Here is a 22,721-nt window from a genome sequence, read left to right as displayed (position 1 = left end):
CCACCGGTTCATTCCATCTTAACTTATAAGATTTACGAAGGATGTCGAAGCATGGAAATGGGTACTGTTAAGTGGTTCAACAACGCCAAAGGGTTTGGCTTCATCTGCCCCGAAGGCGGCGGCGAGGATATCTTCGCTCACTATTCCACCATTCAGATGGATGGTTACAGAACGCTCAAAGCCGGGCAGTCCGTCCGGTTCGATGTACATCAGGGACCAAAAGGCAATCATGCCAGCCTAATCGTACCCGTTGAAGCAGAGACGGTTGCATAGCTCTCTGTTTTATTGTGTACATCCCGCAGTCAAAATGCCAGCCCGATCGGCTGGCATTTTTATTTTCGGGTTATTCCCGAGCCAGCGCGTCCACCGGATCCAGCCGCGCCGCGTTGCGTGCGGGCAACCAGCCAAACAAAATGCCGGTAAAGGTCGAACACAAAAATGCGGTGATAATGGCAACCGGCGAGAAGCCAATCTCCCAGCCGGGTAAAAAGAGCTGAAGCGCAAACGCGATCATCATCGAGAGCGCAATGCCCATCGCCCCGCCAACCAGACACACCAGCACCGCTTCAATCAAAAACTGCTGCAGCACGTCGCTGGCCCGGGCCCCGACCGCCATGCGAATGCCGATCTCCCGGGTACGTTCGGTGACCGACACCAGCATGATATTCATCACCCCGATACCGCCGACGACCAGCGAGATCACCGCCACCAGCGTGAGGAACAGCTGAAGAGTACGTGTGGTCTTTTCCGCCGTTTTCAAGAGGCCGTCCATATTCCAGGTGAAGAAATCTTTCTTCCCGTGGCGCAGGGTTAACAGCCGTTCAAGCTGCTGTTCGGCCAGCGCGCTGTCGTAGCCCTCCTTCACGCGTACGGTGATGGAGTTGAGCCATGACTGCCCCATAATCCGCCCTGAGATGGTGGTGTAGGGCAGCCAGACGCGCAGGATCTTACTGCTGCCAAACATCGACTGCTTCTCTTCCGCCACGCCGATGACCGTGGCAGGCATGTTGCCGACCAGAATCACTTCGCCCACCACATTGGCTTTGTTTGGGAAAAGCTGCCTGCGCGAGTTCGCGTCCAGCACCACCACCTGCGCCCTGCCCGCCAGCTGCTCGGCGTTGAAGGTAGCGCCTTCGCTGAAGGTCATGCCGTAGACGTTGAAGTAGTCTCCGCTCACGCCGTTAGCGCTGGCGGCCACGTCAACGTTGCCCACGCGCAGACGCAGGTTCTGCGAAACCGCAGGCGTGGCGGAGTTCACCCACGGCTGCTTCTGAATCGCCGCCAGATCGTCGTATTTCAGCGCCTGCTGATACTGCGGCTCGTCGTCGCCAAAGTCTTTGCCGGGATAGACGTCAATGGTATTGGTGCCAATGGCGCGGATATCGGCCAGCACCAGCTGCTTCGCCGCGTCGCCCACCACCACGATCGACACCACCGAGGCGATACCGATAATGATGCCGAGCATCGTCAACAGGGTACGCATTTTATTGGCCGCCATCGCCAGCCAGGCCATGGTCAGCGCTTCGCGAAAGCCGCTGGAGAACTGCCCCCAGCCGGTTGATGCCGGCAGCACTTCTTTCGGCGCCGCTGCCCTGGACTCACGCGGCGGCGGATTGCTGACCAGCTCGCCGTCGTGGATCTCAATAATGCGTTCCGCCTGCGCCGCCACCTGCGGATCGTGGGTGACGATAATCACCGTGTGGCCCTGATCGCGAAGCTGATGGAGGATTGCCATCACCTCTTCGCCGGAATGGCTGTCTAACGCCCCGGTCGGTTCATCCGCGAGGATCACCTGCCCGCCGTTCATCAGGGCGCGGGCAATACTCACGCGCTGCTGCTGGCCGCCGGACAGCTGCGAGGGCTGGTACTCCACCCGCTCCGCCAGCCCCAAACGCGTCAGCAGCATCTGCGCGCGCTCAAGTCGCTTTTTCCGCTCGACGCCCGCATACACCGCAGGCACTTCCACGTTCTGCGCCGCATTCAGGTGAGAAAGCAAATGGTAACGCTGGAAGATAAAGCCGAAATGTTCCCGGCGCAGCTTCGCCAGCGCGTCGCCGTCCAGCGTGGAGACATCCGTCCCGGCCACGCGATAGGTACCGCTGGTCGGTTTATCCAGACAGCCGAGAATGTTCATCAGCGTCGATTTACCGGAACCCGATGCCCCGACAATCGCCACCATCTCGCCCGCCTCGACGCGCAGGGAGATGCCCTTCAGCACCTCCACCGGACCGTCGCCTGACGGATAGCTGCGACGAATGTTATTCAGCTCAAGCAGCGCCGTCATTTAGCGGCTCCGGGCAGGCTTTCGCTGACAACAACCTCCTCGCCCTCTTCCAGACCTTTCACCACCACCACGTCGGTGTCGTTGCGCGCGCCGATCACGACCTCGCGTTCGCGCGTTTCGCCGTTGCGCAGCACTTTCACTTTATAACGGCTCTCCCCGGCGGACTCGCCGAGCGCAGAGAGCGGAATGGTCAGCACGTTCTTCACGCCGGTCAGCTGGATATGCACTTGTGCGGTCATGTCCAGACGCAGCACGCCCTGCGGGTTTGGCACCTCAAAGCGGGCATAGTAGAAGATAGCGTCGTTAACTTTTTCCGGCGTCGGCAGAATGTCTTTCAGCACGCCTTCGTAGCGCGTCTGCGGGTCGCCCAGCACCGTAAACCAGGCGTTTTGTCCGGGCTTAAGATGGATAACATCCGCCTCTGAGACCTGGGCTTTGACCAGCATGGTGCTCATGTCAGCCAGCGTCAGAATGTTTGGCGCCTGCTGCGCGGCAATCACCGTCTGGCCCTGCAGCGTGGTGATCTGGGTGACTTCGCCCGCCATCGGCGCGACGATTTTGGTGTAGTCGAGGTTAGTTTTTGCCGTATCCAGCGAGGCCTGGTTGCGTTTGATCTGCGCGTCAATCGTGCCAATTTGCGCCTGTTTGACCGCCAGTTCTGTGGTGGCAGTATCTAAATCCTGTTTTGAAATAGCCTGGGTTTTGGCCAGCGCCTGCTGACGGGTCAGCGTAACCTGAGCCAGGTTACGTTCTGCCAGCGCCTGCGCACGCTGCGCGCGCAGCTCCATCAGCGTGGCTTCCACCTCGCGGATCTGGTTCTCAGCCTGCTCAGGATCGATAACGCCGAGCAGCTGGCCTTTTTTCACCTTGTCGCCAATCTCAACCGACAGCGTTTTCAGCTGGCCGCTGACCTGAGCGCCGACGTCAACCTTGCGCAGCGCGTCAAGCTTGCCCGTCGCGAGGACGTTTTGCTGCAGTTCGCCCGGGCGAACAATCAGTGTCTGATACTGCGGCACCGGCGCATTCAGCACCTGCCATAGCCAGTACCCACCGGCTAAAACCGCGACCGCCAGCAGCAGAAACAGCGTTCTGCGTTTTCCCTTGAGGTTCATAAATATTCCAAATAAATGTTCTGGCAATTATAAATGTTGATTCTATCTAAACGACTCCTCAACGAAACCCCTGTTCTCCGAAATCGTCCTAATTTGTTTACGAGACGTTGACATTTCCCCTGTTGAAATAGCGATATTCCAAAAGGATTAGGATCTACCATGTCTTCTATCGTCGATACATCACTTTCAAACCTGCCGCAGCCAAAAACCGGCTGGCAACTCTTCAAAAACCTGGCTTTTGGTGAGATCGCACCCGGGCTGGCATGGGAAAAAACCGCCTACCGACGTAAGTTCATGCTGCGTTCACTGGCGACACCGCTCAGCACCGCTCGCCTGCTGTCTGATCTTGCGAAACATCCGCACCTGATGCAAATGCTCCAGGTTCAGCCGGGGCTGCCGTGTCGCCTTCATCGTCCGTGGCTGACGGTCAATATGGATCGACAGCGTGCGCTGGAATCGCTGTCCTGGCACTATCAGATGATGTGTCGCCAGCTGCCGGCAACGCTGACAAAGGGTTACCTTTCAAAGCAGGGCGTGACTCTGCTGACCTTAACCGGAAAAGATGAACAGCAATTTACCGTCCGCCTGTGTGCCGACGCGTTTATGGATAAAGAGGGAGAAGCTACCCTCGTTTTCTGTGACAGTCAAAATACGGCGCTGGCGGAGATGACCTTTACGCTATGCCAGTTTGAGGGAAAATCAACGCTGTTCATTGGCGGTTTGCAGGGCGCAAAAGCGCATGTTCCCCACGAGCTGATCCAGGGTGCGACGAAAGCCTGCCACGGTCTGTTCCCGAAACGTCTGCTGGTCGAGGCCGCAATGACGCTCGGCGCCGCGTTCCCGGTAGAGCAAATAGTCGCCGTCAGTAACGATACCCACATTTATCGCAGCTGGCGCTACCGTAAGAAAAAAGAGGGCAAACTGCTGGCCGATTACGACAGTTTCTGGCTCTCCATCGGCGGTGAAAAGCAGGACAACGGTAACTTTATGCTGCCGCTCGTCATGCCGCGTAAACCGATGGAAGAGATCGCCAGCAAAAAACGTTCCGAATATCGCCGCCGCTACGAGCTGCTGGATAGCCTGATTCAGCAGGTGAAACAGGCGACCCAGCGCTAATCCGCTTTCCCGCGTGCCAGCCACAGCACGCGGGAGAACATCTTCCGCAGCAGGGTCGGTACCGCCTCCACGCCGCGCCTTCCCGCTTCCGTCGCCACTTCAATGGCTAAATCCGGTTTTGACGAACGGTGAATGGCTTTGGCGATCACCCGCCGCATGTTCATTGGGACATCGACCGGCACCATGGCAATTCGGTGGAAGACGTCGTCGAACCCCTGCCGATACATAAAGTGTTCCATGTCCATCGCGGGCAGCATGGTTAAATGGTCGCGCTCTTCCTCGCGCTCGTTATTCAGCAGGCTCCGCACGGTCGAGGCATATTTTTTACCCGCCTCATCACCGTCGACCAGCACGTGCCACTCGATCCCCATCCGACGGGCAAATTTTATCAGCGGCTTTAATCCCGACTGGGCGAATTCGATCACCTTAATGCCTTCCGCATCAAAATGGTGGCCACACTGGCGCGCCAGTTCGTTGATGACCCAGGTTTCCGTCTCCCCCTCCACCAGCAGCCAGCAGCGGGCAAAGAGCGACGACGCCCGGTTAAAGCGAATATGAAACGCGATGCGCCGCCCGTCTTCCGCATTCAAACCGCCCGGCCCAAGCCGGAAAGCGGAGACGCGGGAGGATTCACGCACCAGGCGACAGACGTGTTCTACCGGCGTCAGCGATAATAATTCCCCGGAATTGGTGGTCGTAATGCGCTGGAGCGGCAGCAGGTTCAGCAGATGCCATGCCACGGAGAGCATGATGGGATGCAGGCGCGTTTCCGGGTCTTCCACCAGCAGCAGCGGCCGGGCGTCCCGGTCCAGACGAACGGTGCCTTTGGCCTGCAGAAGCGTTGAAAACAGCCCCAGCAGAATCACCCGATGGGTGCGACCGCCGGGCCGGTCGATCATCCGGTTAATGATGTCGAGGTAACGCCAGCTTCGCTGCTCATCATGAGAGCGGCGGCGCATCAGACGGTGGCGCGACTCAGAGGTTCCCTGCTCGGAAAAATAGTGCTCCAGGAGTTGCACCATTGCGGACAATCCCTGACGAATTTGGCCATCGGTCAGATTCTGCGGACGCGACACCAGCTCTCTGGCCAGAAAATCCAGCTCGCGGGCGGTGACTTCCACTTCCGGCATATTGGGTACGGTACCGTTACGAATACGCCGCATAAAGCGCGCATCGCGCAGGCGTAACACCGGCGTCAGGCGGATCAGGTGGCGGGCCAGGTCGTCGATATTGTCCAGCGGGATCGGGTTGGCTTTCTGATCGAGAAAATCACGCAGGGTGAGTACCCCCTCGTTCTCCGCCATCTCGCCTTCCAGCCGATAGAAAATCCGGTGGAAACCGTCATCGCACGGCACCCAGCAGGGTGACAGCGGGCGGAAGCGACGCACGCGGTGACGTCCGGGTTCGGATTCGCGGAACGTCAGGATGATATGCAGGTGCTTCTCGCGCCCCGTCACGTCGCCGGGCGGGAACCAGAAATCGTCGCGGACGAAGTGATACAGATCGTCCTCGGGCGAAAGCAGTAGCGTCAACGCATCCAGCAGGCTGGACTTACCCCACGCGTTCTCGCCGATCAGGACGTTGTTCTGCTCCAGCTGCAGCGACAGGCGGTTAATACCGCGAAACCCGACAATTTCCACACGTTCGAGAAGCATAAATCCCCCGCGATATGATCACTTTTTCCTTCAAGTTATCAGCAGTATAGCGGGATGCAGACGGGCTTGACACTGCAATCCGCCTCCATAACCTGGCGGAAGCACGAAAAATTCAGAATTTATCCATCAGGTTTCATTTGAAATAACCCACATCTCGCAAGATACTACCGCCCGCAAATTGGACTATGCTCTATTTACCTCCAGTTTGAACAAGGATTGACATCACATTGCCTTAAATCAAATTAATCGAATTTATTTAAGTGGCGAAGGGGTGTTGTTGGTTTTTAAAATACGGGCTCTTTGAGTCGTCATCCCTTTATGGCGATATATCCCGCACGCGGGAATGCGTGCGGATAATTATTTGAGGTGGTTATGTTTAGAAAATTGGCAGCAGAATGCTTTGGTACATTCTGGCTGGTATTTGGTGGCTGCGGTAGCGCCGTTCTGGCAGCAGCATTCCCGGAATTAGGTATCGGTTTTGTCGGCGTCGCGCTGGCGTTTGGTTTAACCGTATTAACCATGGCGTTTGCCGTGGGGCATATTTCCGGCGGTCATTTTAACCCGGCAGTGACGTTAGGTTTATGGGCGGGCGGCCGTTTCCCGGCGAAAGACGTGATTGGCTACATTGTGGCGCAGGTGGTTGGCGGTATTATCGCGGCGGGCGTTCTGTACGTGATTGCCAGCGGTAAAGCTGGGTTCGACGCGGCGGCCAGCGGCTTTGCCTCTAACGGCTTTGGCGAACACTCTCCGGGCGGCTACTCCATGCTGTCTGCCATTGTGATTGAAATCGTGCTGACCGCAGGCTTCCTGCTGGTGATCCACGGCGCAACGGACAAACACGCCCCAGCCGGTTTTGCCCCGATTGCCATTGGTCTGGCGCTGACGCTTATCCACCTGATTTCTATTCCGGTCACCAACACCTCCGTTAACCCGGCACGCAGTACCGCCGTCGCCATCTTCCAGGGCGGCTGGGCGCTTGAGCAGCTGTGGCTGTTCTGGGTGATGCCAGTTATCGGCGGTATTCTGGGTGGCGTGCTGTATCGCACCCTGCTGGAAAAACGCGATTAATCTTTCCTCTCTCTCCCCGTGGGAGAGGTCCGGGGTGAGGGCTTCAGGCCGCACACCCCACGTAGACACAAGCCGGGTAAAGCGTAGCCGCCACCCGGCTTTCTTTTGCCGCTTTACTGAACAGCCTTTATTGGGTAGTGTCACTGGCGCTTAACCGATACTAAAAAGGACCGGCTGTTCATGTTTTCAGGACTCCTCATCATTTTGCTGCCCTTGATCGTGGGCTATCTTATTCCGCTGCATCGTGAATCCGCATTAAGGCTCATTAATCGATTCCTGAGCTGGATTGTCTACGTTATTCTTTTCTTTATGGGGATTAGCCTGGCATTTCTGGACAACTTATCGGCGAATTTACTCTCCATCCTCCATTATTCTGTCGTCACCGTAGTGGTTATTTTGCTGTGCAATATTGCCGCGCTGCTGTGGCTGGAACGCACTATTCCATGGAAAAATCACCATCATCAGGAAAAACTCCCTTCACGAATTGCAATGGCGCTTGAATCATTAAAATTATGCGGCGTCGTGGTGCTCGGTTTTCTTCTTGGGCTGACCGGTTGGGCATTTTTACAGCACGCGACTGAGGCCAGTGAATATACGCTGATCTTCCTGCTGTTCCTGATCGGTATTCAGCTGCGAAATAATGGCATGACGCTGAAACAAATTGTCCTCAACCGTCGGGGAATGATGGTTGCGGTTATGGTTGTTGCCAGTTCAATGGTGGCGGGCGTCATCAACGCCTTTATTCTCGATCTTCCCCTGAAAACCGGCCTGGCGATGGCGTCCGGTTTTGGCTGGTATTCGCTCTCCGGTATTCTGCTGACCGAATCATTCGGACCGGTGATCGGCAGCGCCGCCTTCTTTAACGATCTGGCGCGCGAGCTGATTGCCATCATGCTGATCCCGAGCCTGGTTCGCCGCAGTCGTTCTACCGCGCTGGGCCTGTGCGGCGCGACGTCGATGGACTTTACCCTGCCGGTACTACAACGCTCCGGAGGTCTGGAGATGGTTCCCGCGGCTATCGTGCACGGCTTTATTTTAAGCCTGCTGGTTCCGGTCCTGATGGCCTTCTTCTCTGCCTGATACTTCTTTGGCGGTAGGTTTCCTGCCGCCAAAATTGCGCTAAATCAATCTCCCTCTATTTTGTAGCAGAAAGCCCTTTTCTCCGTTCTGGCACAGGCATAACCTTAAACATGTATATCAAATATAACTTTAACAGGTGTGATTATGTTTTGTGTGCAATGTGAACAAACCATCCGTACCCCGGCAGGCAATGGCTGCTCTTACGCACAGGGTATGTGCGGCAAAACCGCAGAAACATCTGACCTGCAGGACCTGCTGATTGCGGCTCTGCAAGGCCTTTCCGCATGGGCGTTCAAAGCCCGCGAATACGGCATTGTCGAGCACTACGTCGACAGCTTCGCCCCGCGCGCGTTTTTCTCCACGCTGACCAACGTTAACTTCGACTCTCCGCGCATTGTCGGCTACGCCCGCGAAGCGATTGCCCTGCGTGAGGCGCTGAAAGCCCAGTGCCTGAAGGCGGATGCCTCCGCTCGCGTGGAAAACCCGATGTCAGAACTGCAGCTGGTCAGCGACGATTTGGGCGACCTCCAGCGTCAGGCGGCAGAATTCACCCCGAATAAAGACAAAGCGGCGATTGGCGAGAACATTCTCGGCCTGCGCCTGCTGTGCCTGTACGGCCTGAAAGGCGCTGCGGCCTATATGGAGCACGCGCACGTTCTGGGTCAGTACGACAATGAGATTTATGCCCAGTACCACAAAATCATGGCGTGGCTGGGCACCTGGCCTGCCGATATGAACGCCCTGCTTGAGTGCTCAATGGAAATCGGCCAGATGAACTTCCGCGTGATGAGCATTCTGGATGCCGGTGAAACCAGCACCTACGGCCACCCGACGCCGACGCAGGTCAACGTCAAGGCAACCGAAGGCAAGTGCATTCTGATTTCCGGTCACGACCTGAAAGATCTCTACAACCTGCTGAAGCAAACCGAAGGCACCGGCGTTAACGTTTATACCCACGGCGAAATGCTGCCGGCGCACGGCTACCCGGAGCTGCGTAAATTTAAGCATCTCATCGGTAACTACGGCAGCGGCTGGCAGAACCAGCAGGTGGAGTTCGCCCGCTTCCCTGGCCCTATCGTGATGACCTCTAACTGCATTATCGACCCGACCGTCGGCGCGTACGATGACCGCATCTGGACCCGCAGCATCGTTGGCTGGCCGGGCGTGAGCCATCTTGAAGGTGACGATTTCGGTCCGGTTATCGCCCAGGCGCAGCAGATGGCAGGCTTCCCGTACAGCGAGATCCCGCACCTTATTACCGTCGGCTTCGGTCGTGAAACCCTGCTGGGTGCCGCTGATTCGCTGATCGATCTCGTCAGCCGTGAAAAGCTGCGCCACATCTTCCTCGTCGGCGGCTGCGACGGCGCGCGCGGCGAGCGTAACTACTTCACCGATTTCGCCACCAGCGTGCCGGAAGACTGCCTGATCCTGACCCTGGCGTGCGGCAAATACCGTTTCAACAAGCTGGACTTCGGCGACATCGAAGGTCTGCCGCGCCTGATCGATGCAGGCCAGTGTAACGATGCTTACTCGGCCATCATTCTGGCGGTCACCCTGGCGGAGAAACTGGGCTGCGGCGTGAACGACCTGCCGCTGTCGCTGGTGCTGTCATGGTTCGAGCAGAAAGCGATTGTCATCCTCCTGACCCTGCTCTCTCTCGGCGTCACCAACATCGTGACCGGACCGACCGCGCCTGGCTTCCTGACGCCGGACCTGCTGGCGGTGCTGAACGAGAAATTCGGCCTGCGTTCCGTGACCAACGTTGAAGATGATATGAAACAGCTGCTGAGCGCGTAAGGAGTTATTCATGACCATGCCAACCTCACAATGTCCGTGGCGGATGCAGGTTCATCACATCCATCAGGAGACGCCGGATGTGTGGACGCTGTCGCTGCTGTGCCATGACTACTATCCGTACCGTGCAGGCCAGTACGCGCTGGTCAGCGTTCGCAATTCGGCGGACACGCTGCGCGCCTACACGATCTCCTCCACGCCGGGCGTGAGCGAGTACATTACGCTCACCGTCCGCCGCATTGACGACGGCGCGGGCTCGCAGTGGCTGACGCGGGACGTCAAGCGCGGGGATTACATCTGGCTGTCTGACGCGCAGGGGGAATTCACCTGTGACGATAAGACGGACGATAAATTCCTGCTGCTGGCGGCGGGCTGTGGCGTAACGCCGATTATGTCGATGCGCCGCTGGCTGGCAAAAAATCGCCCGCAGGCCGATGTGCAGTCGATCTTCAGCGTCCGTTCCCCGGAAGATGTGATTTTTGCCGGGGAGTGGCGTGATTATCCGGTAACGCTGGTGGCGGAGCACAACGCGACCCACGGCTTTGTGCCCGGTCGCCTGAGCCGCGAGCTGCTGCAAAGCGTGCCGGATATCGCGAACCGCACCGTGATGACCTGCGGCCCGGCGCCGTACATGGATATCGTGGAGAAAGAGGTGAAAGCGCTTGGCGTGACCCGCTTCTTCAAAGAGCAGTTCTTCACGCCGGTGGCGGAAGCGGCAACAAGCGGCATTACCTTCACCAAACTGCAGCCTGCGCAGACCTTCTTTGGCCGCGTGGGGACCACGCTGCTGGAGGCGCTGGAAAGCAACAAGGTGCCGGTAGTGGCTGCCTGTCGTGCGGGCGTGTGCGGCTGCTGTAAGACGAAGGTGGTTTCCGGGGAGTACACCGTCACCAGCACCATGACGCTGTCGGACGCGGAAATTGCCGAGGGTTACGTGCTGGCATGCTCATGCCATCCACAGGGCGATCTCGTCCTCGCATAAACGGTAAACGTTCGATCGTAGGCCCGGTAAGCGTCAGCGCCACCGGGCTTTTTGTCGGGTGGCACTGCGTTTACCCGACCTACAATAACCCTACCGCCACGCGGGCGCTTTACCCAGCGCAAACCGCCCCGCCCCTAAAAACGCGACCGCCAGCGAGCCGATAAAGAAATACACCAGGCTTTCAATCGCCCATGCGCCTACCTTATCGAGGGCGAGCGTTTCCCCCATTCCCACCATCAGCCACGCCACAATCATCGTAAAGGCCAGCACCAGCGCGGCCGGACGCGTAAAGAGCCCGACAATAATCAGGATCGGTGCCACCACTTCGCCAACCAACACGCCGTAGGCGATAAATCCGGGCAGCCCTTTTTCCACCAGCATGCCGCTGATAAAGCCCACGCCGCCAAAAAGCTTGTGCAAACCATGAAAAAGCATCAGCCCGCCGACGGCAAGTCGTAACAAGAGTTTGCCAAGATCGTCGCACGATAGCTTTTCATTAAGAGCGATTAACAATGATTTAACCATTTGAAATACTTCCTGTTTTTACTGAGGTAGCACCAGATTATGCCGAATAATTGCGCATGAAAAGCACCTTTTAATTGGGGGGATGCGACGGGCAATACGGAGACTTTCTTCTAAGCTTGTAAGCGATATCACAAAAAGGAGACGGACAACCATGAAACAAACCGTGGCTGCATATATAGCGAAAACGCTCGAACAGGCTGGCGTGAAACGTATCTGGGGCGTAACCGGCGATTCCCTGAACGGACTTAGCGACAGCCTCAACAAGATGAAGACCATCGAATGGATGCCCACGCGCCATGAAGAGGTTGCCGCCTTCGCCGCAGGCGCTGAAGCACAGATCACGGGGGAACTGGCCGTCTGCGCCGGATCGTGCGGTCCCGGCAACCTGCATCTGATCAACGGCCTCTTTGACTGTCACCGTAACCACGTGCCGGTGCTGGCAATTGCCGCCCATATCCCCTCTTCCGAAATCGGCAGCGGCTATTTTCAGGAGACGCATCCGCAGGAGCTGTTCCGTGAATGCAGCCACTATTGCGAGCTGGTTTCATCCCCGGAGCAGATCCCGCAGGTGCTGGCGATAGCCATGCGCAAGGCCGTGCTGAACCGCGGCGTTTCTGTGGTCGTCATCCCGGGAGACGTGGCCCTCAAGGCCGCGCCGGAAGGGGCCAGCACCCACTGGTATCACGCCCCGCAGCCGGTGGTGACGCCTGCGGAAGAGGAGCTGAAAAAGCTGGCACAGCTGCTGCGGTACTCAAGCAATATCGCCCTGATGTGCGGCAGCGGCTGCGCGGGCGCGCACAAGGAGCTGCTTGAATTCGCCGGTAAGCTTAAGGCCCCTATTGTTCACGCCCTGCGCGGCAAAGAGCACGTCGAGTACGACAACCCCTTTGATGTGGGGATGACCGGTCTGATCGGTTTCTCCAGCGGCTTCCACACCATGATGAACGCCGACACGCTGATCCTGCTCGGCACCCAATTCCCGTATCGCGCGTTCTACCCGACGGATGCGAAAATCATTCAGATTGATATCAATCCGGCCAGCATCGGCGCGCACAGCAAGGTCGATATGGCGCTGGTGGGCGACATCAAATCCACGCTTGCCGCCCTGCTGCCGCTGCTTGAAGAAAAAACGGACCGCAAGTTCCTTGATAAGGCCCTGAGCGACTATCGCGACGCCCGCAAGGGGCTGGACGACCTCGCCAAACCGAGCGACAAAGCGATTCACCCGCAGTATCTGGCGCAGCAGATCAGCCATTTCGCTGACGACGACGCCATCTTTACCTGCGACGTGGGCACGCCAACCGTCTGGGCGGCACGCTATCTGAAGATGAACGGCAAGCGTCGACTGCTCGGCTCGTTCAACCACGGCTCGATGGCCAACGCCATGCCGCAGGCGCTGGGCGCAAAAGCGACGGCGCCGGAGCGTCAGGTGGTGGCGATGTGCGGCGACGGCGGGTTCAGCATGCTGATGGGGGATTTCCTGTCGGTGGTGCAGATGAAGCTGCCGCTGAAAATTGTAGTCTTCAACAACAGCGTGCTGGGCTTCGTGGCGATGGAGATGAAGGCCGGAGGCTATCTCACGGACGGCACCGAGCTGCACGACACCAACTTCGCACGCATCGCCGAGGCCTGCGGCATCACCGGTATTCGCGTGGAGAAAGCCTCAGAGGTGGACGAAGCCCTGCAGCGCGCATTTTCCATCGACGGTCCGGTGCTGGTGGATGTCGTCGTCGCCAAAGAAGAGCTGGCGATCCCGCCGCAGATCAAGCTTGAACAGGCCAAAGGCTTTAGCCTGTATATGCTGCGCGCCATCATCAGCGGGCGCGGCGACGAGGTGATCGAACTGGCAAAAACCAACTGGCTCAGGTAAAACATTTCGCATGACCTCTTAAAATAAAGGGATGTGAAATGATTGATTTACGCAGCGATACCGTAACCCGCCCGAGCCGCGCCATGCTCGAAGAGATGATGGCCGCCCCGGTCGGGGATGACGTTTACGGCGATGACCCAACGGTTAACGAACTGCAGCGTTACGCGGCAGAGCTGAGCGGCAAGGAAGCGGCCCTGTTTCTGCCAACCGGCACGCAGGCTAACCTGGTGGCGCTGCTCAGCCACTGCGAGCGGGGGGAAGAGTATATCGTCGGCCAGGGCGCGCATAACTATCTCTACGAAGCCGGCGGCGCGGCGGTGCTCGGCAGCATTCAGCCGCAGCCGATTGACGCCGCGCCGGACGGCTCCCTGCCGCTCGATAAAGTCGCGGCGAAAATCAAAGCTGACGATATTCACTTCGCCCGCACCCGACTGCTCAGCCTCGAAAACACCCACAACGGCAAAGTGCTGCCGCGCGAATACCTGAAAGCAGCGTGGGAATTCACCCGCGAGCGCCGGCTCGGCCTGCACGTTGACGGCGCGCGTATCTTTAACGCCGTCGTGGAGTATGGCTGCGAGCTGAAAGAGATTGCGCAATACTGCGACTCGTTCACCATCTGCCTCTCAAAAGGGCTGGGCACGCCGGTGGGCTCTCTGCTTGTGGGCGACGCGGACTACATCAAGCGCGCCAACCGCTGGCGTAAAATGACCGGCGGCGGCATGCGTCAGGCGGGTATTCTGGCGGCTGCCGGGCTGTATGCCCTGAAAAATAACGTGGCGCGCCTGAAGGACGATCACGACAACGCCACGTGGATGGCGGCGCAGCTGCGCGAGATTGGCGCCGACGTGATGCGCCACGACACCAACATGCTGTTCGTACGCGTGGGCGATGACCGCGCCGCCGCGCTGGGTGAATTTATGAAATCACGTGGCGTGCTGATCAACGCCTCACCCGTCGTGCGCCTGGTCATGCATCTCGACGTGAGCCGCGAACAGCTGGCGGACGTGGTGAAACACTGGCAGGCGTTTTTACAGCGATAAGGAGCATCACGTGCCGCAACGAATTCTGGTGCTCGGCGCCAGCGGGTACATCGGTCAGCATCTCACCGCGGCGTTAAGCCAGCAGGGACACCAGGTGCTGGCAGCGGCACGCAACACCGAACGCCTGCAAACGCTCAGTTTGCCTGGCGTCACCTGCCACAGCGTTGACCTCAACTGGCCGAAGGAACTTCCCGCCCTGCTGGAAGGGGTCGACACGCTTTACTACCTGGTGCACAGCATGGGCGAAGGCGGGGATTTCATCGCCCACGAGCGGCAGGTGGCGATGAACGTTCGCGACGCCCTGCTGCAAACCCCGGTGAAGCAGGTCATTTTTTTAAGCTCGCTCCAGGCGCCCGAACACGAGCAGTCCGATCACCTGCGCGCCCGCCAGCTGACGGCTGACACCCTGCGCGGGGCGAATATCCCCGTCACCGAACTGCGCGCCGGGATCATCGTCGGCGCAGGCTCCGCCGCCTTCGAAGTGATGCGCGATATGGTCTACAACCTGCCCGTACTCACGCCGCCGCGCTGGGTACGCTCGCGCACCACGCCGATTGCGCTGGAGAATTTACTGCATTATCTGGTGGCCCTGCTGGATCGCCCGGCGGAGCAACACCGCGTGCTGGAGGCGGCAGGCCCTGAAGTGCTGAGCTATCAGGAGCAGTTCGAACATTTCATGCGCGTCAGCGGCCGCCGCCGCTGGCTGATCCCCATCCCCTTTCCAACCCGCTGGATTTCGGTGTGGTTTTTGAATGTGATCACCTCGGTGCCGCCGACGATCGCCAAAGCGCTGATCCAGGGGCTCAAACATGATTTACTGGCGGACGATCGCGAACTGCGGGCACTCATTCCCCAGGATCTGATCCGCTTTGATGATGCCGTGCGCAATACGCTGAAAGAGGAAGAGCAGCTGGTGAACTCCAGCGACTGGGGCTACGACGCCCAGGCGTTTGCCCGCTGGCGGCCGGAGTACGGCTATTACTCGAAACAGGCGGGCTGCACGGTGAAAACTTCCGCCAGCCTTGCAGATCTGTGGGAAGTCGTGAACCAGATTGGCGGCAAAGACGGTTATTTCTTCGGCAATATCCTCTGGCAAACGCGCGGAGCAATGGATCTGCTGGTGGGGCACAGGCTGGCAAAAGGCCGCCCGGCACGCCCGTATCTTGAGGTGGGCGATGCGGTCGACAGCTGGAAGGTCATCATCGTCGAGCCGGAAAAACAGCTGGCGCTGCTGTTCGGCATGAAAGCCCCGGGGCTGGGCCGACTCTGCTTTACCCTGAAAGACAAAGGCGATTGTCGTGAACTGGACGTCCGAGCCTGGTGGCATCCGCACGGAATGCCGGGTCTGTTCTACTGGCTGTTGATGATCCCCGCCCACCTGTTTATCTTCCGCGGGATGGCAAAGCGGATTGCGCAACGGGCAGAACAAAAGACGGAAAAGATCTAAATAAAACTCTCTTTCTTTCACCTTTCCCATTGCATAGCGCCGTAATTCACGAAAGAATGCGCACGAAATTCTTTTCAACACAGTGGATTGATATGAAGGTACTGGTTACCGGGGCGACCAGCGGCTTAGGCCGAAATGCGGTCGAATTTCTGCGCAACAAGGGCATCAGCGTCAGGGCTACCGGTCGCAACGAAGCGATGGGAAAGCTGCTGCAAAAAATGGGCGCGGAGTTCGTCCATGCTGACCTGACGGAGCTGGTCTCCTCTCAGGCGAAAGTGATGCTCGCCGGTATCGACACGCTGTGGCACTGCTCCAGCTTCACCTCCCCGTGGGGTACCCAGGAAGCCTTTGATCTCGCCAACGTGCGGGCAACCCGCCGTCTGGGCGAATGGGCCGTTGCCTGGGGCGTGCGTAACTTTATTCATATCTCGTCACCTTCACTCTATTTCGACTATCACCACCATCGTGACGTGCAGGAAGATTTCCGTCCCGCTCGCTTTGCCTGCGAGTTTGCCCGCAGCAAGGCGGCCAGCGAAGAGGTGATTGACCTGCTGGCACAGTCGAACCCGCACACCCGTTTTACGGTCTTACGTCCGCAGAGCCTGTTCGGGCCGCACGACAAAGTGTTTATTCCGCGCCTGGCGCAGATGATGCACCACTACGGCAGCGTGCTGCTGCCGCGCGGCGGCGATGCGCTGGTGGATATGACCTATTACGAAAACGCCGTTCACGCCATGTGGCTGGCAAGCCAGCCGGACTGCGATAAGCTGATCTCCGGTCGCGCCTACAACATCACGAACGGCGAACCCTGCACGCTGCGCAGCATTGTGCAGCGTTTAATTGACGAGCTGCAGATCGACTGCCGCATCCGTTCAGTCCCTTACCCAATGCTGGATATGATTGCCCGCAGCATGGAGCGTTTTGGCAGTAAATCGGCCAAAGAGCCTGCGCTGACGCATTACGGCGTATCGAAGCTTAACTTTGATTTCACGCTGGATATTTCGCGGGCGGAGAACGAGCTTGGGTACAAACCGATCGTAACGCTGGATGAAGGGATTACGCGTACGGCGGCGTGGCTGCGGGATCACGGTAAGTTGCATCGGTAGATCGGGTCCTGCATTTTTACGATGAGAAAAAAACGGCAACCCGAAGGTTGCCGTTTGTCATTTTGCTGTTGTGCTGATTACAGCGCAGTCCACGCGTCCTGCCATGCAATCCCTTTACCTGGCTCGTAGTAGGATGGCGCGTTATTGCACCAGCCGCTGTACGGATAAGGTTTGCACTGGAACAGCTGGCCGCGGTTGTTAACGATATCGCCTGCTTTCCATTTGGTTTTGGAGGTCCAGGTCGGGTAAGTCCCGGTCTGGCCGCCGTTGGTCTGCTTAGCCTGTACGTTCAGCGTATAGGTGGTAGTGCTGCTCAGCTCGCCGTCACTGACGGTAAGGTTGATCGGGTACTGCGTCGCCGCCGCCACTTCCGGTGCATTGAACGTAATAATCGCTTTATCATCGCCGCTTACGGTCTGGCCGTTCGGAGCCGTCCAGGTATAAGTCAGGTGGTTACCGTCTTCGTCAGTCGAGCCAGACGCGTTCAGAGAAACAGATTTACCCGCTTCAACCGCCCCCACCGGACCGGCGATTTTTGCTACCGGCGCATGGTTTACCGGCGCTGGCGTATTATCTTCCGGAGCCGGGGTGTTATCGTCCGGCACCGGCGTGGTGTTGCCTTCGTCCGTTGGGTCGACAGGGGTCGGCGTCGGAGCTGGCGTGACGCTACCGCCGTCGGAAGTGCCGTCTTCACCCACCACGTTGACGTTGAAGTAATGCTTCACGCATTTGGTGTAGTCACCCTCTTTAAAGGCGCTGAATGGCGTCTGGTAACCCACCAGCTGGCAAGAGTAGGTCTGGCCTGACGGGGTATCCGCGCTCCATCCCCAGTCCTGTTCCCAGTAGATCTTCAGCGCGCCGGCACCGCCTTCGTCGAACTGCTTCATGTTGGCGCAGCCCAGCACTTCGTTAGACGGAACAGGCACCTTCAGGTAGTTGGCGAACTCTTTGTAGTATTTGATACGGTTTTGAGACTGGGCGATCTCAGTCGGGCCACCGCACTCCACGCCGCCGTTGATGATCTGCGTGGTCACGCCGAAGCCCGGAACCAGACCATTCGCCTTATCGTGATCGTTCGGCTGCCAGGTGCCGTCGATAACCTGCAGCATGCTCGGTTTTGGCGGCTGCGGGTAGGCGAAGAAGAAGATCGCGGAAGCAAGGTTCAGCCAGGTGTCCGCCACCAGCTCAGGTTTGTCCAGCAGTACGCGGACGTCGCCGTACATCGCTTCAGAGAACGGGCCGTAGTTGTAGTTATAGGAGAGCTGTTTCGCACCGCGACCAAAGTAGCTAACGAAATCGCCATCTTTGTCTTTACCGCACGGCCAGGTCTGACCCTGCCAGACATCCGGGTTACATTCGCCGTTATAGCCGCCCTTCTGACCTTCGCTCCAGCCCATCTCACGCACGTAAACCAGCGCCTGACGCCACTCGGCTTCCGGACGCCAGGACTCGTGGCCGCCGGTTTCCTGCGCGAAGTGCGCGAACATGGTTGCCAGAGACTTACGGCAGATGGCATCGCTGTTACGACCATCGGTATAGGTCTGGCACAGTGCCGGGAATTTACCGACCGCTTTCAGGAAGTTGCTGTAGGTATATTCCGGCGCACGCAGTGGGAAGAGATATTCCCAGTCGCTGGCCTTGATGATCCCTTCCACGCGCTTGACGTTTTCTGGGTTCGTCGATTTACCCGGCTCAATTTGTTCCACCAGGCTGTTGTCCAGCGTGCGAATGGTTGACTTCACTGAAGCCATCAGCGGGAAGTTGGTCAACTCCTGCTCTTTCTTCTGCAGATCGCTGGCCTTAACGGTGTAAGGTTCGCTGCTGGCCTGCAGCTGGGTTGCCTGAGCCATAAACGGTGCAACACATGCGCCCGCAATAAGAACACTGAGTAATGTTCTTTTGTTCATGTCAATGGTCCTCTTAATTATATTAAGGGTATATAAAAGTTAATTTGTTTCGCGGTTTATTTATTAATCATTTAATAAATAAACCCGGGAGCAGTTTTCGTTTTATGAAGAGCACCAGTCGGTACTCTTCAAAAAACAAAAATCAATAATAATAACGGTTACGGGTGCTACGTTTTAATTTCTGATATTTATTCCAGACCTTACGGGCATAGACCATGCGCTGCGGGTAATTCTCTTTTTTCAGACCCGCGTTATAGGCGCCGACCGCCTCCCAGTTATAGCCATAAACTTTAATCATTCCGGATAATATCGATGCGCCAACCATAATCGAGGTGCAGGGCTCGGTAATTAACCGGTACTCATTAATGCCTTTTCGCTCCAGCTCGGAAAAATGTGAACTATTAATCTGCATCAGGCCCACATCACGCGTGCCATCATTATTCTGTCCAATCGCATTGGGATTCATTCCCGATTCAACATTAGCAATGGCATACAACAGATAAGGATCCACATGGTAATAACTGGCGGCTTTATCCCAGCAGTTGGCAAAGACGCTATGGCTTATTATCAGCAACAATAAAAATAACGTTTTCATTTTCAGTCCGGCTCTTTTTCATTGTCTCCTTACGCGCTTATCGCGCTGTTTCCTGATTTACGGCCCACGCCCGTCTCGGGACGTGGACCGTGATGGCGGGCAAGTTACTTACCCGCATCGTTATGGCTATGACTTACTGGCAGTCAGCCGCAGGGCCTTTTTTCACCCATACATCGCTGCTACCGGGTTTATCACCCTTCGTCCACCATTTCGCGGTGTAGGAGTAACCGTTGTAGGTAGTGGTGTCGCCGCCGTTATAGACCACGTCGGAGCGCCAGTTGAATTTCACCTGACTTACCAGCTCCCATGCATCCACACCGAAGCCCGGCTGGTTGCCCTGAGTCCAGTATTTTGCTTTCCAGACCAGGTTGTCGAAGCTGACGGTATTGCCCGCGTTGTAAACCTTGCTTGCACTCCAGGCAGCGTATTTGCTGGCGTTGGCGTCAACAGGCTTATCGCAGCTACTGGTGGCAGAACCTTCGTCAGACGGCGTATTGCCTTCATCGGATGGGGTGTTACCTTCGTCAGACGGCGTGTTGCCTTCATCGGATGGGGTATTACCTTCGTCAGACGGCGTGTTGCCTTCATCGGAAGGGGTATTGCCTTCGTCAGACGGCGTTTCCGCCGCTTTAGGCGTTACCGTCACCTGCACGTTAGTCTGTACGCTGGACTTGCCATCGCTTACCACCACGGTCAGCGTGTAAGTTGATTCCGCGTCCACGTCCGGTGCGGTGATGTTCAGGTTCGCGGTGTCTGCGCCTGTCGCCTGCATATTCGCAGGAACGCTCCAGGAGTAGGTCAGCGCGTCGCCATCAGGATCGTTAGCCTGAGCGTGCAGAGAGTAGCTCTGGCCCGCTTCCAGCGTCACGGCTTCCATCTGGTTCACGACCGGCGCCTGGTTTGCTTTCGGCGCTTTGTTCACGACCTGGACGTCAGCGGTGCTGCTCAACCCTTTCGCATCAGTGACCGTCAGGCGGAACGCCAGAGTCTGGTTACTGGTGACAGCGGCAACGTTGAAGGTCGCTTTCGCTTTGGTGCTGTTGGTGAGGGTCACCGACGGGCCAGAGATCTGCGTCCACTTGTAGGTGATGGCATCGCCATCCGGATCGGTAGAAGCCGAGCCATCCAGGGTCACCGTCGCCGGACCGGTTACGCTCTGGTCCGCGGAAGTCGCCACCGGCGCATGGTTGGTCACCACCGGATCAACCGGCGCAGCGCCGCCGCCTGTCAGGCTTTCATTCATCGCGTTCAGAATGTCTCCGGTATCGGAGTCGATAGACCAGGCAAACAGACCGCCCAGGTTTTTCGCCAGCACATACTGACCTTTCGCCGTTGCGGAACGCGCATCTTCATAGGTGATCAGATCGCCGGTGGTTTTGTTAAACAGATACGGCGCTTCAGCGGTGGCATCATAGTTGTATTCCCAGCCCGCTTTGCCTTTGTACTCGTTAACGATCTGACGATAGTCAACCACGCCCGGTTCCCAGGTCCCTTTCACCATGCCCGTTGCCGTGCCGGTGAACGGGTTGTTATTGCTGTAACCGTGAACGCCGGTCCAGCCGCGGCCATACATGGCCGTCCCCACGACAATTTTGCCGGGCTGTACACCCTGCGCCAGCAGCGCATTGACGCCGTTTTCGGTGGTGTAATTGGTATCCGGTTTGTTCGCCGGCGCACGCAGTGCCGCCTGGTGACCCAGATCGGTATTGCTCCAGCCGCCGTAGAAGTCGTAGCTCATCAGGAAGATGTGATCCATGTACTGCTGGGCAGTGGTGTAATCAACGTCTTCAATTTTGTCGCTGCCTGAACCGATTGCTGAGGTCAGTTCAAAGGTACGGCCGGTTTCGGCTGACAGTTCATTCATCATGGCGCGCAGTTCGCGCATCAGTGCGGTATACGTCTCTTTATCCTGCTGCGGGTTGCCCAGCGTTTCGTTCTGACCGCCGCCGCCCGGGAATTCCCAGTCGATGTCCACGCCGTCGAAGAATTTCCAGGTTTTCAGGAAATCTTTCACGGAAGCCACGAAGCGATCGCGGATCGCTTTGTCATGCATTTTGAAGAACGGATCGGAGAGGGTCCAGCCACCGATAGACGGCAGTACTTTCAGTCCTGGATTGGCTTTCTTCATTGCCATCAGCTGGCCGAAGTTACCTTTGTAGGGCTCGTCCCAGCTGTCGAGGCCAGTCCGGGATTGCTGCAGTGCGGCCCACGGGTCGTGAATCGCCACCTGGAAGTCCTGACGGCCCGCACAGGCGCGCTTCAGCGCTTCGAAGCTGTTACCCCCTTCGATGGTTTTCAGGCTGTCGTTGATGCCATCGCCGCCGCAGATTGGAATGAAGCCATACAGAATGTGGTTAAGGTTAGCTGCCGGGATTTTATCCACCGGGAATTTACGGTCATAAACGCCCCACTCAGGGAAATAGGCACCGACCACTTTATCGGTATGCTTAGAGAGGGTTTTATTATTTTCCTGCATGGTGGTGTTAAGCGGCAGCAGATGGCTACCGTCGGTATCCGCGACGATAATCAGTTTGCTGGCGCTGGTGCTGCACCCGCTGGCATTGCAGAGTTCAACCGTTTCCTGATAGCGACCGCCTTTGGTCACTTTAAATGCTGCCGTGCCGGACATGCTGCCTGCACCGGTCCAGACGGTTTTGCCGTCGAGCAACACTTTCGCTGAAGTCGGCGCCGCGCCGCTCCAGACATCCCACTGCACTTTAACATCGGCGCCATCATGGACTTTGACGAGGTTGTTGTAAGCAGTAGCAGACTGATCAACTTCGACAATGGCAAATTTATCATTACCACTGGCGATAGTTGCTTTACCTGGCACGGCTGCGAACACCGGGCTTGCAGCCGCTGCAACGAAGAGTGCCAGATATTTAGGCTTCAGAAATTTCATTATTTGATCCTGATAATACGATTTGTGAAATTAAATACCCATGCTTTTCCATTAAACATGGACAAACGTTATTTACTGATAAATTAATCGTGAACGTTTCTGGTTCGCGAAAGACCTGCTTATTATTGCGCTGTACCTTCCTCCACTCATAAACTTCGACAAATGTTTTATTGCGTAGAGAAGAATACAGTGGGGAATTTATTTTCGCCTTTCATTCCCCCGATGAAAAAATTTCAAA

17 protein-coding genes are annotated in these 22,721 nt (G+C 57.2%); 10 read left to right on the top strand and 7 right to left on the bottom strand.

Annotated elements, in window-relative coordinates; all coding sequences use genetic code 11:
- Positions 1–51 precede the first annotated feature (51 nt).
- Positions 52–273: a cold shock-like protein CspD gene (gene cspD, locus ACWKXN_RS01740; protein WP_006809408.1), complete on the top strand. Its 222-nt coding sequence runs from the start codon at positions 52–54 to the stop codon at positions 271–273.
- A 70-nt stretch (positions 274–343) separates the two neighbouring features.
- Here the strand turns inward: cspD and macB are convergent, their stop codons facing one another.
- A complete protein-coding gene (gene macB, locus ACWKXN_RS01735) occupies positions 344–2,284 on the bottom strand; it encodes a macrolide ABC transporter ATP-binding protein/permease MacB (protein ID WP_029739484.1) in 1,941 nt (646 codons plus the stop codon).
- Positions 2,281–3,396, bottom strand: coding sequence for a macrolide transporter subunit MacA (macA, locus tag ACWKXN_RS01730; protein ID WP_045887634.1), 1,116 nt, complete (start codon positions 3,394–3,396; stop codon positions 2,281–2,283). Before macA ends, macB begins: the two co-directional genes overlap by 4 nt.
- 159 nt (positions 3,397–3,555) lie before the next feature.
- Between macA and ACWKXN_RS01725 the strand changes: the two genes are divergently transcribed.
- Positions 3,556–4,512: a VirK/YbjX family protein gene (locus ACWKXN_RS01725; RefSeq protein ID WP_182931716.1), complete on the top strand. Its 957-nt coding sequence runs from the start codon at positions 3,556–3,558 to the stop codon at positions 4,510–4,512.
- Here the strand turns inward: ACWKXN_RS01725 and ACWKXN_RS01720 are convergent.
- Entirely contained in the window at positions 4,509–6,167 is a 1,659-nt protein-coding gene (locus ACWKXN_RS01720; RefSeq protein ID WP_454543233.1) for an ATP-dependent endonuclease, read from the bottom strand. The two genes, ACWKXN_RS01725 and ACWKXN_RS01720, sit on opposite strands and share 4 nt — an antisense overlap.
- Positions 6,168–6,539: 372 nt before the next feature.
- Between ACWKXN_RS01720 and aqpZ the strand changes: the two genes are divergently transcribed.
- The 4 genes from aqpZ (at position 6,540) to hcr (ending at position 11,091) form a co-directional block, all read left to right on the top strand.
- Complete coding sequence (gene aqpZ / locus ACWKXN_RS01715) at positions 6,540–7,235, top strand: aquaporin Z (protein ID WP_033145073.1); 696 nt, start codon at positions 6,540–6,542, stop codon at positions 7,233–7,235.
- Positions 7,236–7,415: 180 nt separating this feature from the next.
- On the top strand, positions 7,416–8,315 hold the full coding sequence (locus ACWKXN_RS01710) for a lysine exporter LysO family protein (RefSeq protein ID WP_033145072.1): 900 nt from the start codon (positions 7,416–7,418) through the stop codon (positions 8,313–8,315).
- A gap of 144 nt (positions 8,316–8,459) precedes the next feature.
- Positions 8,460–10,112 (top strand): hydroxylamine reductase, encoded by a 1,653-nt coding sequence (hcp, locus tag ACWKXN_RS01705; protein ID WP_202774126.1) that lies wholly within the window; start codon positions 8,460–8,462, stop codon positions 10,110–10,112.
- 10 nt (positions 10,113–10,122) lie between these two features.
- Positions 10,123–11,091 (top strand): NADH oxidoreductase, encoded by a 969-nt coding sequence (gene hcr, locus ACWKXN_RS01700; RefSeq protein ID WP_214538259.1) that lies wholly within the window; start codon positions 10,123–10,125, stop codon positions 11,089–11,091.
- A gap of 90 nt (positions 11,092–11,181) precedes the next feature.
- Here the strand turns inward: hcr and ACWKXN_RS01695 are convergent, their stop codons facing one another.
- The gene (locus ACWKXN_RS01695) at positions 11,182–11,616 is read right to left on the bottom strand and encodes a DoxX family protein (protein WP_454543232.1); all 435 of its coding nucleotides are present in this window, start codon (positions 11,614–11,616) and stop codon (positions 11,182–11,184) included.
- Between the two features lie 151 nt (positions 11,617–11,767).
- Here ACWKXN_RS01695 and poxB point away from each other — a divergent pair, with 151 nt between their 5' ends.
- The 4 genes from poxB to ACWKXN_RS01675 all read left to right on the top strand — a co-directional run bounded on the left by poxB (position 11,768) and on the right by ACWKXN_RS01675 (position 17,079).
- On the top strand, positions 11,768–13,486 hold the full coding sequence (poxB, locus tag ACWKXN_RS01690) for a ubiquinone-dependent pyruvate dehydrogenase (RefSeq protein WP_039261536.1): 1,719 nt from the start codon (positions 11,768–11,770) through the stop codon (positions 13,484–13,486).
- A gap of 38 nt (positions 13,487–13,524) precedes the next feature.
- Positions 13,525–14,526, top strand: a complete 1,002-nt coding sequence (gene ltaE / locus ACWKXN_RS01685; RefSeq protein ID WP_454543231.1) for a low-specificity L-threonine aldolase — start codon at positions 13,525–13,527, stop codon at positions 14,524–14,526.
- 10 nt (positions 14,527–14,536) lie between these two features.
- Entirely contained in the window at positions 14,537–15,973 is a 1,437-nt protein-coding gene (locus tag ACWKXN_RS01680; protein WP_454543230.1) for a DUF2867 domain-containing protein, read from the top strand.
- A gap of 92 nt (positions 15,974–16,065) precedes the next feature.
- On the top strand, positions 16,066–17,079 hold the full coding sequence (locus ACWKXN_RS01675) for an NAD-dependent epimerase/dehydratase family protein (RefSeq protein WP_045354430.1): 1,014 nt from the start codon (positions 16,066–16,068) through the stop codon (positions 17,077–17,079).
- A gap of 77 nt (positions 17,080–17,156) precedes the next feature.
- Here the strand turns inward: ACWKXN_RS01675 and ACWKXN_RS01670 are convergent, their stop codons facing one another.
- The 3 genes from ACWKXN_RS01670 to ACWKXN_RS01660 form a co-directional block, all read right to left on the bottom strand.
- On the bottom strand, positions 17,157–18,986 hold the full coding sequence (locus tag ACWKXN_RS01670) for a chitinase (protein WP_029739472.1): 1,830 nt from the start codon (positions 18,984–18,986) through the stop codon (positions 17,157–17,159).
- A 142-nt stretch (positions 18,987–19,128) separates the two neighbouring features.
- On the bottom strand, positions 19,129–19,581 hold the full coding sequence (gene iagB / locus ACWKXN_RS01665; RefSeq protein WP_029739471.1) for a type III secretion system invasion protein IagB: 453 nt from the start codon (positions 19,579–19,581) through the stop codon (positions 19,129–19,131).
- A 133-nt stretch (positions 19,582–19,714) separates the two neighbouring features.
- Positions 19,715–22,483 (bottom strand): glycosyl hydrolase family 18 protein, encoded by a 2,769-nt coding sequence (locus ACWKXN_RS01660; protein WP_182931709.1) that lies wholly within the window; start codon positions 22,481–22,483, stop codon positions 19,715–19,717.
- Between the last annotated feature and the right edge of the window lie 238 nt (positions 22,484–22,721).

The organism is Enterobacter sp. UPMP2060 (assembly GCF_053709655.1).
Note: the sequence above shows the minus strand (reverse complement) of the source record. Positions and strands in the feature narration are given on the sequence as shown.

What these genes read in the sequence shown, in the direction of transcription:
- cspD (WP_006809408.1), top strand. Translation starts at nt 52, where the DNA reads ATGGAAATGGGTACTGTTAAGTGGTTCAACAACGCCAAAGGGTTTGGC.
- macB (WP_029739484.1), bottom strand. Translation starts at nt 2,284, where the DNA reads ATGACGGCGCTGCTTGAGCTGAATAACATTCGTCGCAGCTATCCGTCA.
- macA (WP_045887634.1), bottom strand. Translation starts at nt 3,396, where the DNA reads ATGAACCTCAAGGGAAAACGCAGAACGCTGTTTCTGCTGCTGGCGGTC.
- ACWKXN_RS01725 (WP_182931716.1), top strand. Translation starts at nt 3,556, where the DNA reads ATGTCTTCTATCGTCGATACATCACTTTCAAACCTGCCGCAGCCAAAA.
- ACWKXN_RS01720 (WP_454543233.1), bottom strand. Translation starts at nt 6,167, where the DNA reads ATGCTTCTCGAACGTGTGGAAATTGTCGGGTTTCGCGGTATTAACCGC.
- aqpZ (WP_033145073.1), top strand. Translation starts at nt 6,540, where the DNA reads ATGTTTAGAAAATTGGCAGCAGAATGCTTTGGTACATTCTGGCTGGTA.
- ACWKXN_RS01710 (WP_033145072.1), top strand. Translation starts at nt 7,416, where the DNA reads ATGTTTTCAGGACTCCTCATCATTTTGCTGCCCTTGATCGTGGGCTAT.
- hcp (WP_202774126.1), top strand. Translation starts at nt 8,460, where the DNA reads ATGTTTTGTGTGCAATGTGAACAAACCATCCGTACCCCGGCAGGCAAT.
- hcr (WP_214538259.1), top strand. Translation starts at nt 10,123, where the DNA reads ATGACCATGCCAACCTCACAATGTCCGTGGCGGATGCAGGTTCATCAC.
- ACWKXN_RS01695 (WP_454543232.1), bottom strand. Translation starts at nt 11,616, where the DNA reads ATGGTTAAATCATTGTTAATCGCTCTTAATGAAAAGCTATCGTGCGAC.
- poxB (WP_039261536.1), top strand. Translation starts at nt 11,768, where the DNA reads ATGAAACAAACCGTGGCTGCATATATAGCGAAAACGCTCGAACAGGCT.
- ltaE (WP_454543231.1), top strand. Translation starts at nt 13,525, where the DNA reads ATGATTGATTTACGCAGCGATACCGTAACCCGCCCGAGCCGCGCCATG.
- ACWKXN_RS01675 (WP_045354430.1), top strand. Translation starts at nt 16,066, where the DNA reads ATGAAGGTACTGGTTACCGGGGCGACCAGCGGCTTAGGCCGAAATGCG.
- ACWKXN_RS01670 (WP_029739472.1), bottom strand. Translation starts at nt 18,986, where the DNA reads ATGAACAAAAGAACATTACTCAGTGTTCTTATTGCGGGCGCATGTGTT.
- iagB (WP_029739471.1), bottom strand. Translation starts at nt 19,581, where the DNA reads ATGAAAACGTTATTTTTATTGTTGCTGATAATAAGCCATAGCGTCTTT.
- ACWKXN_RS01660 (WP_182931709.1), bottom strand. Translation starts at nt 22,483, where the DNA reads ATGAAATTTCTGAAGCCTAAATATCTGGCACTCTTCGTTGCAGCGGCT.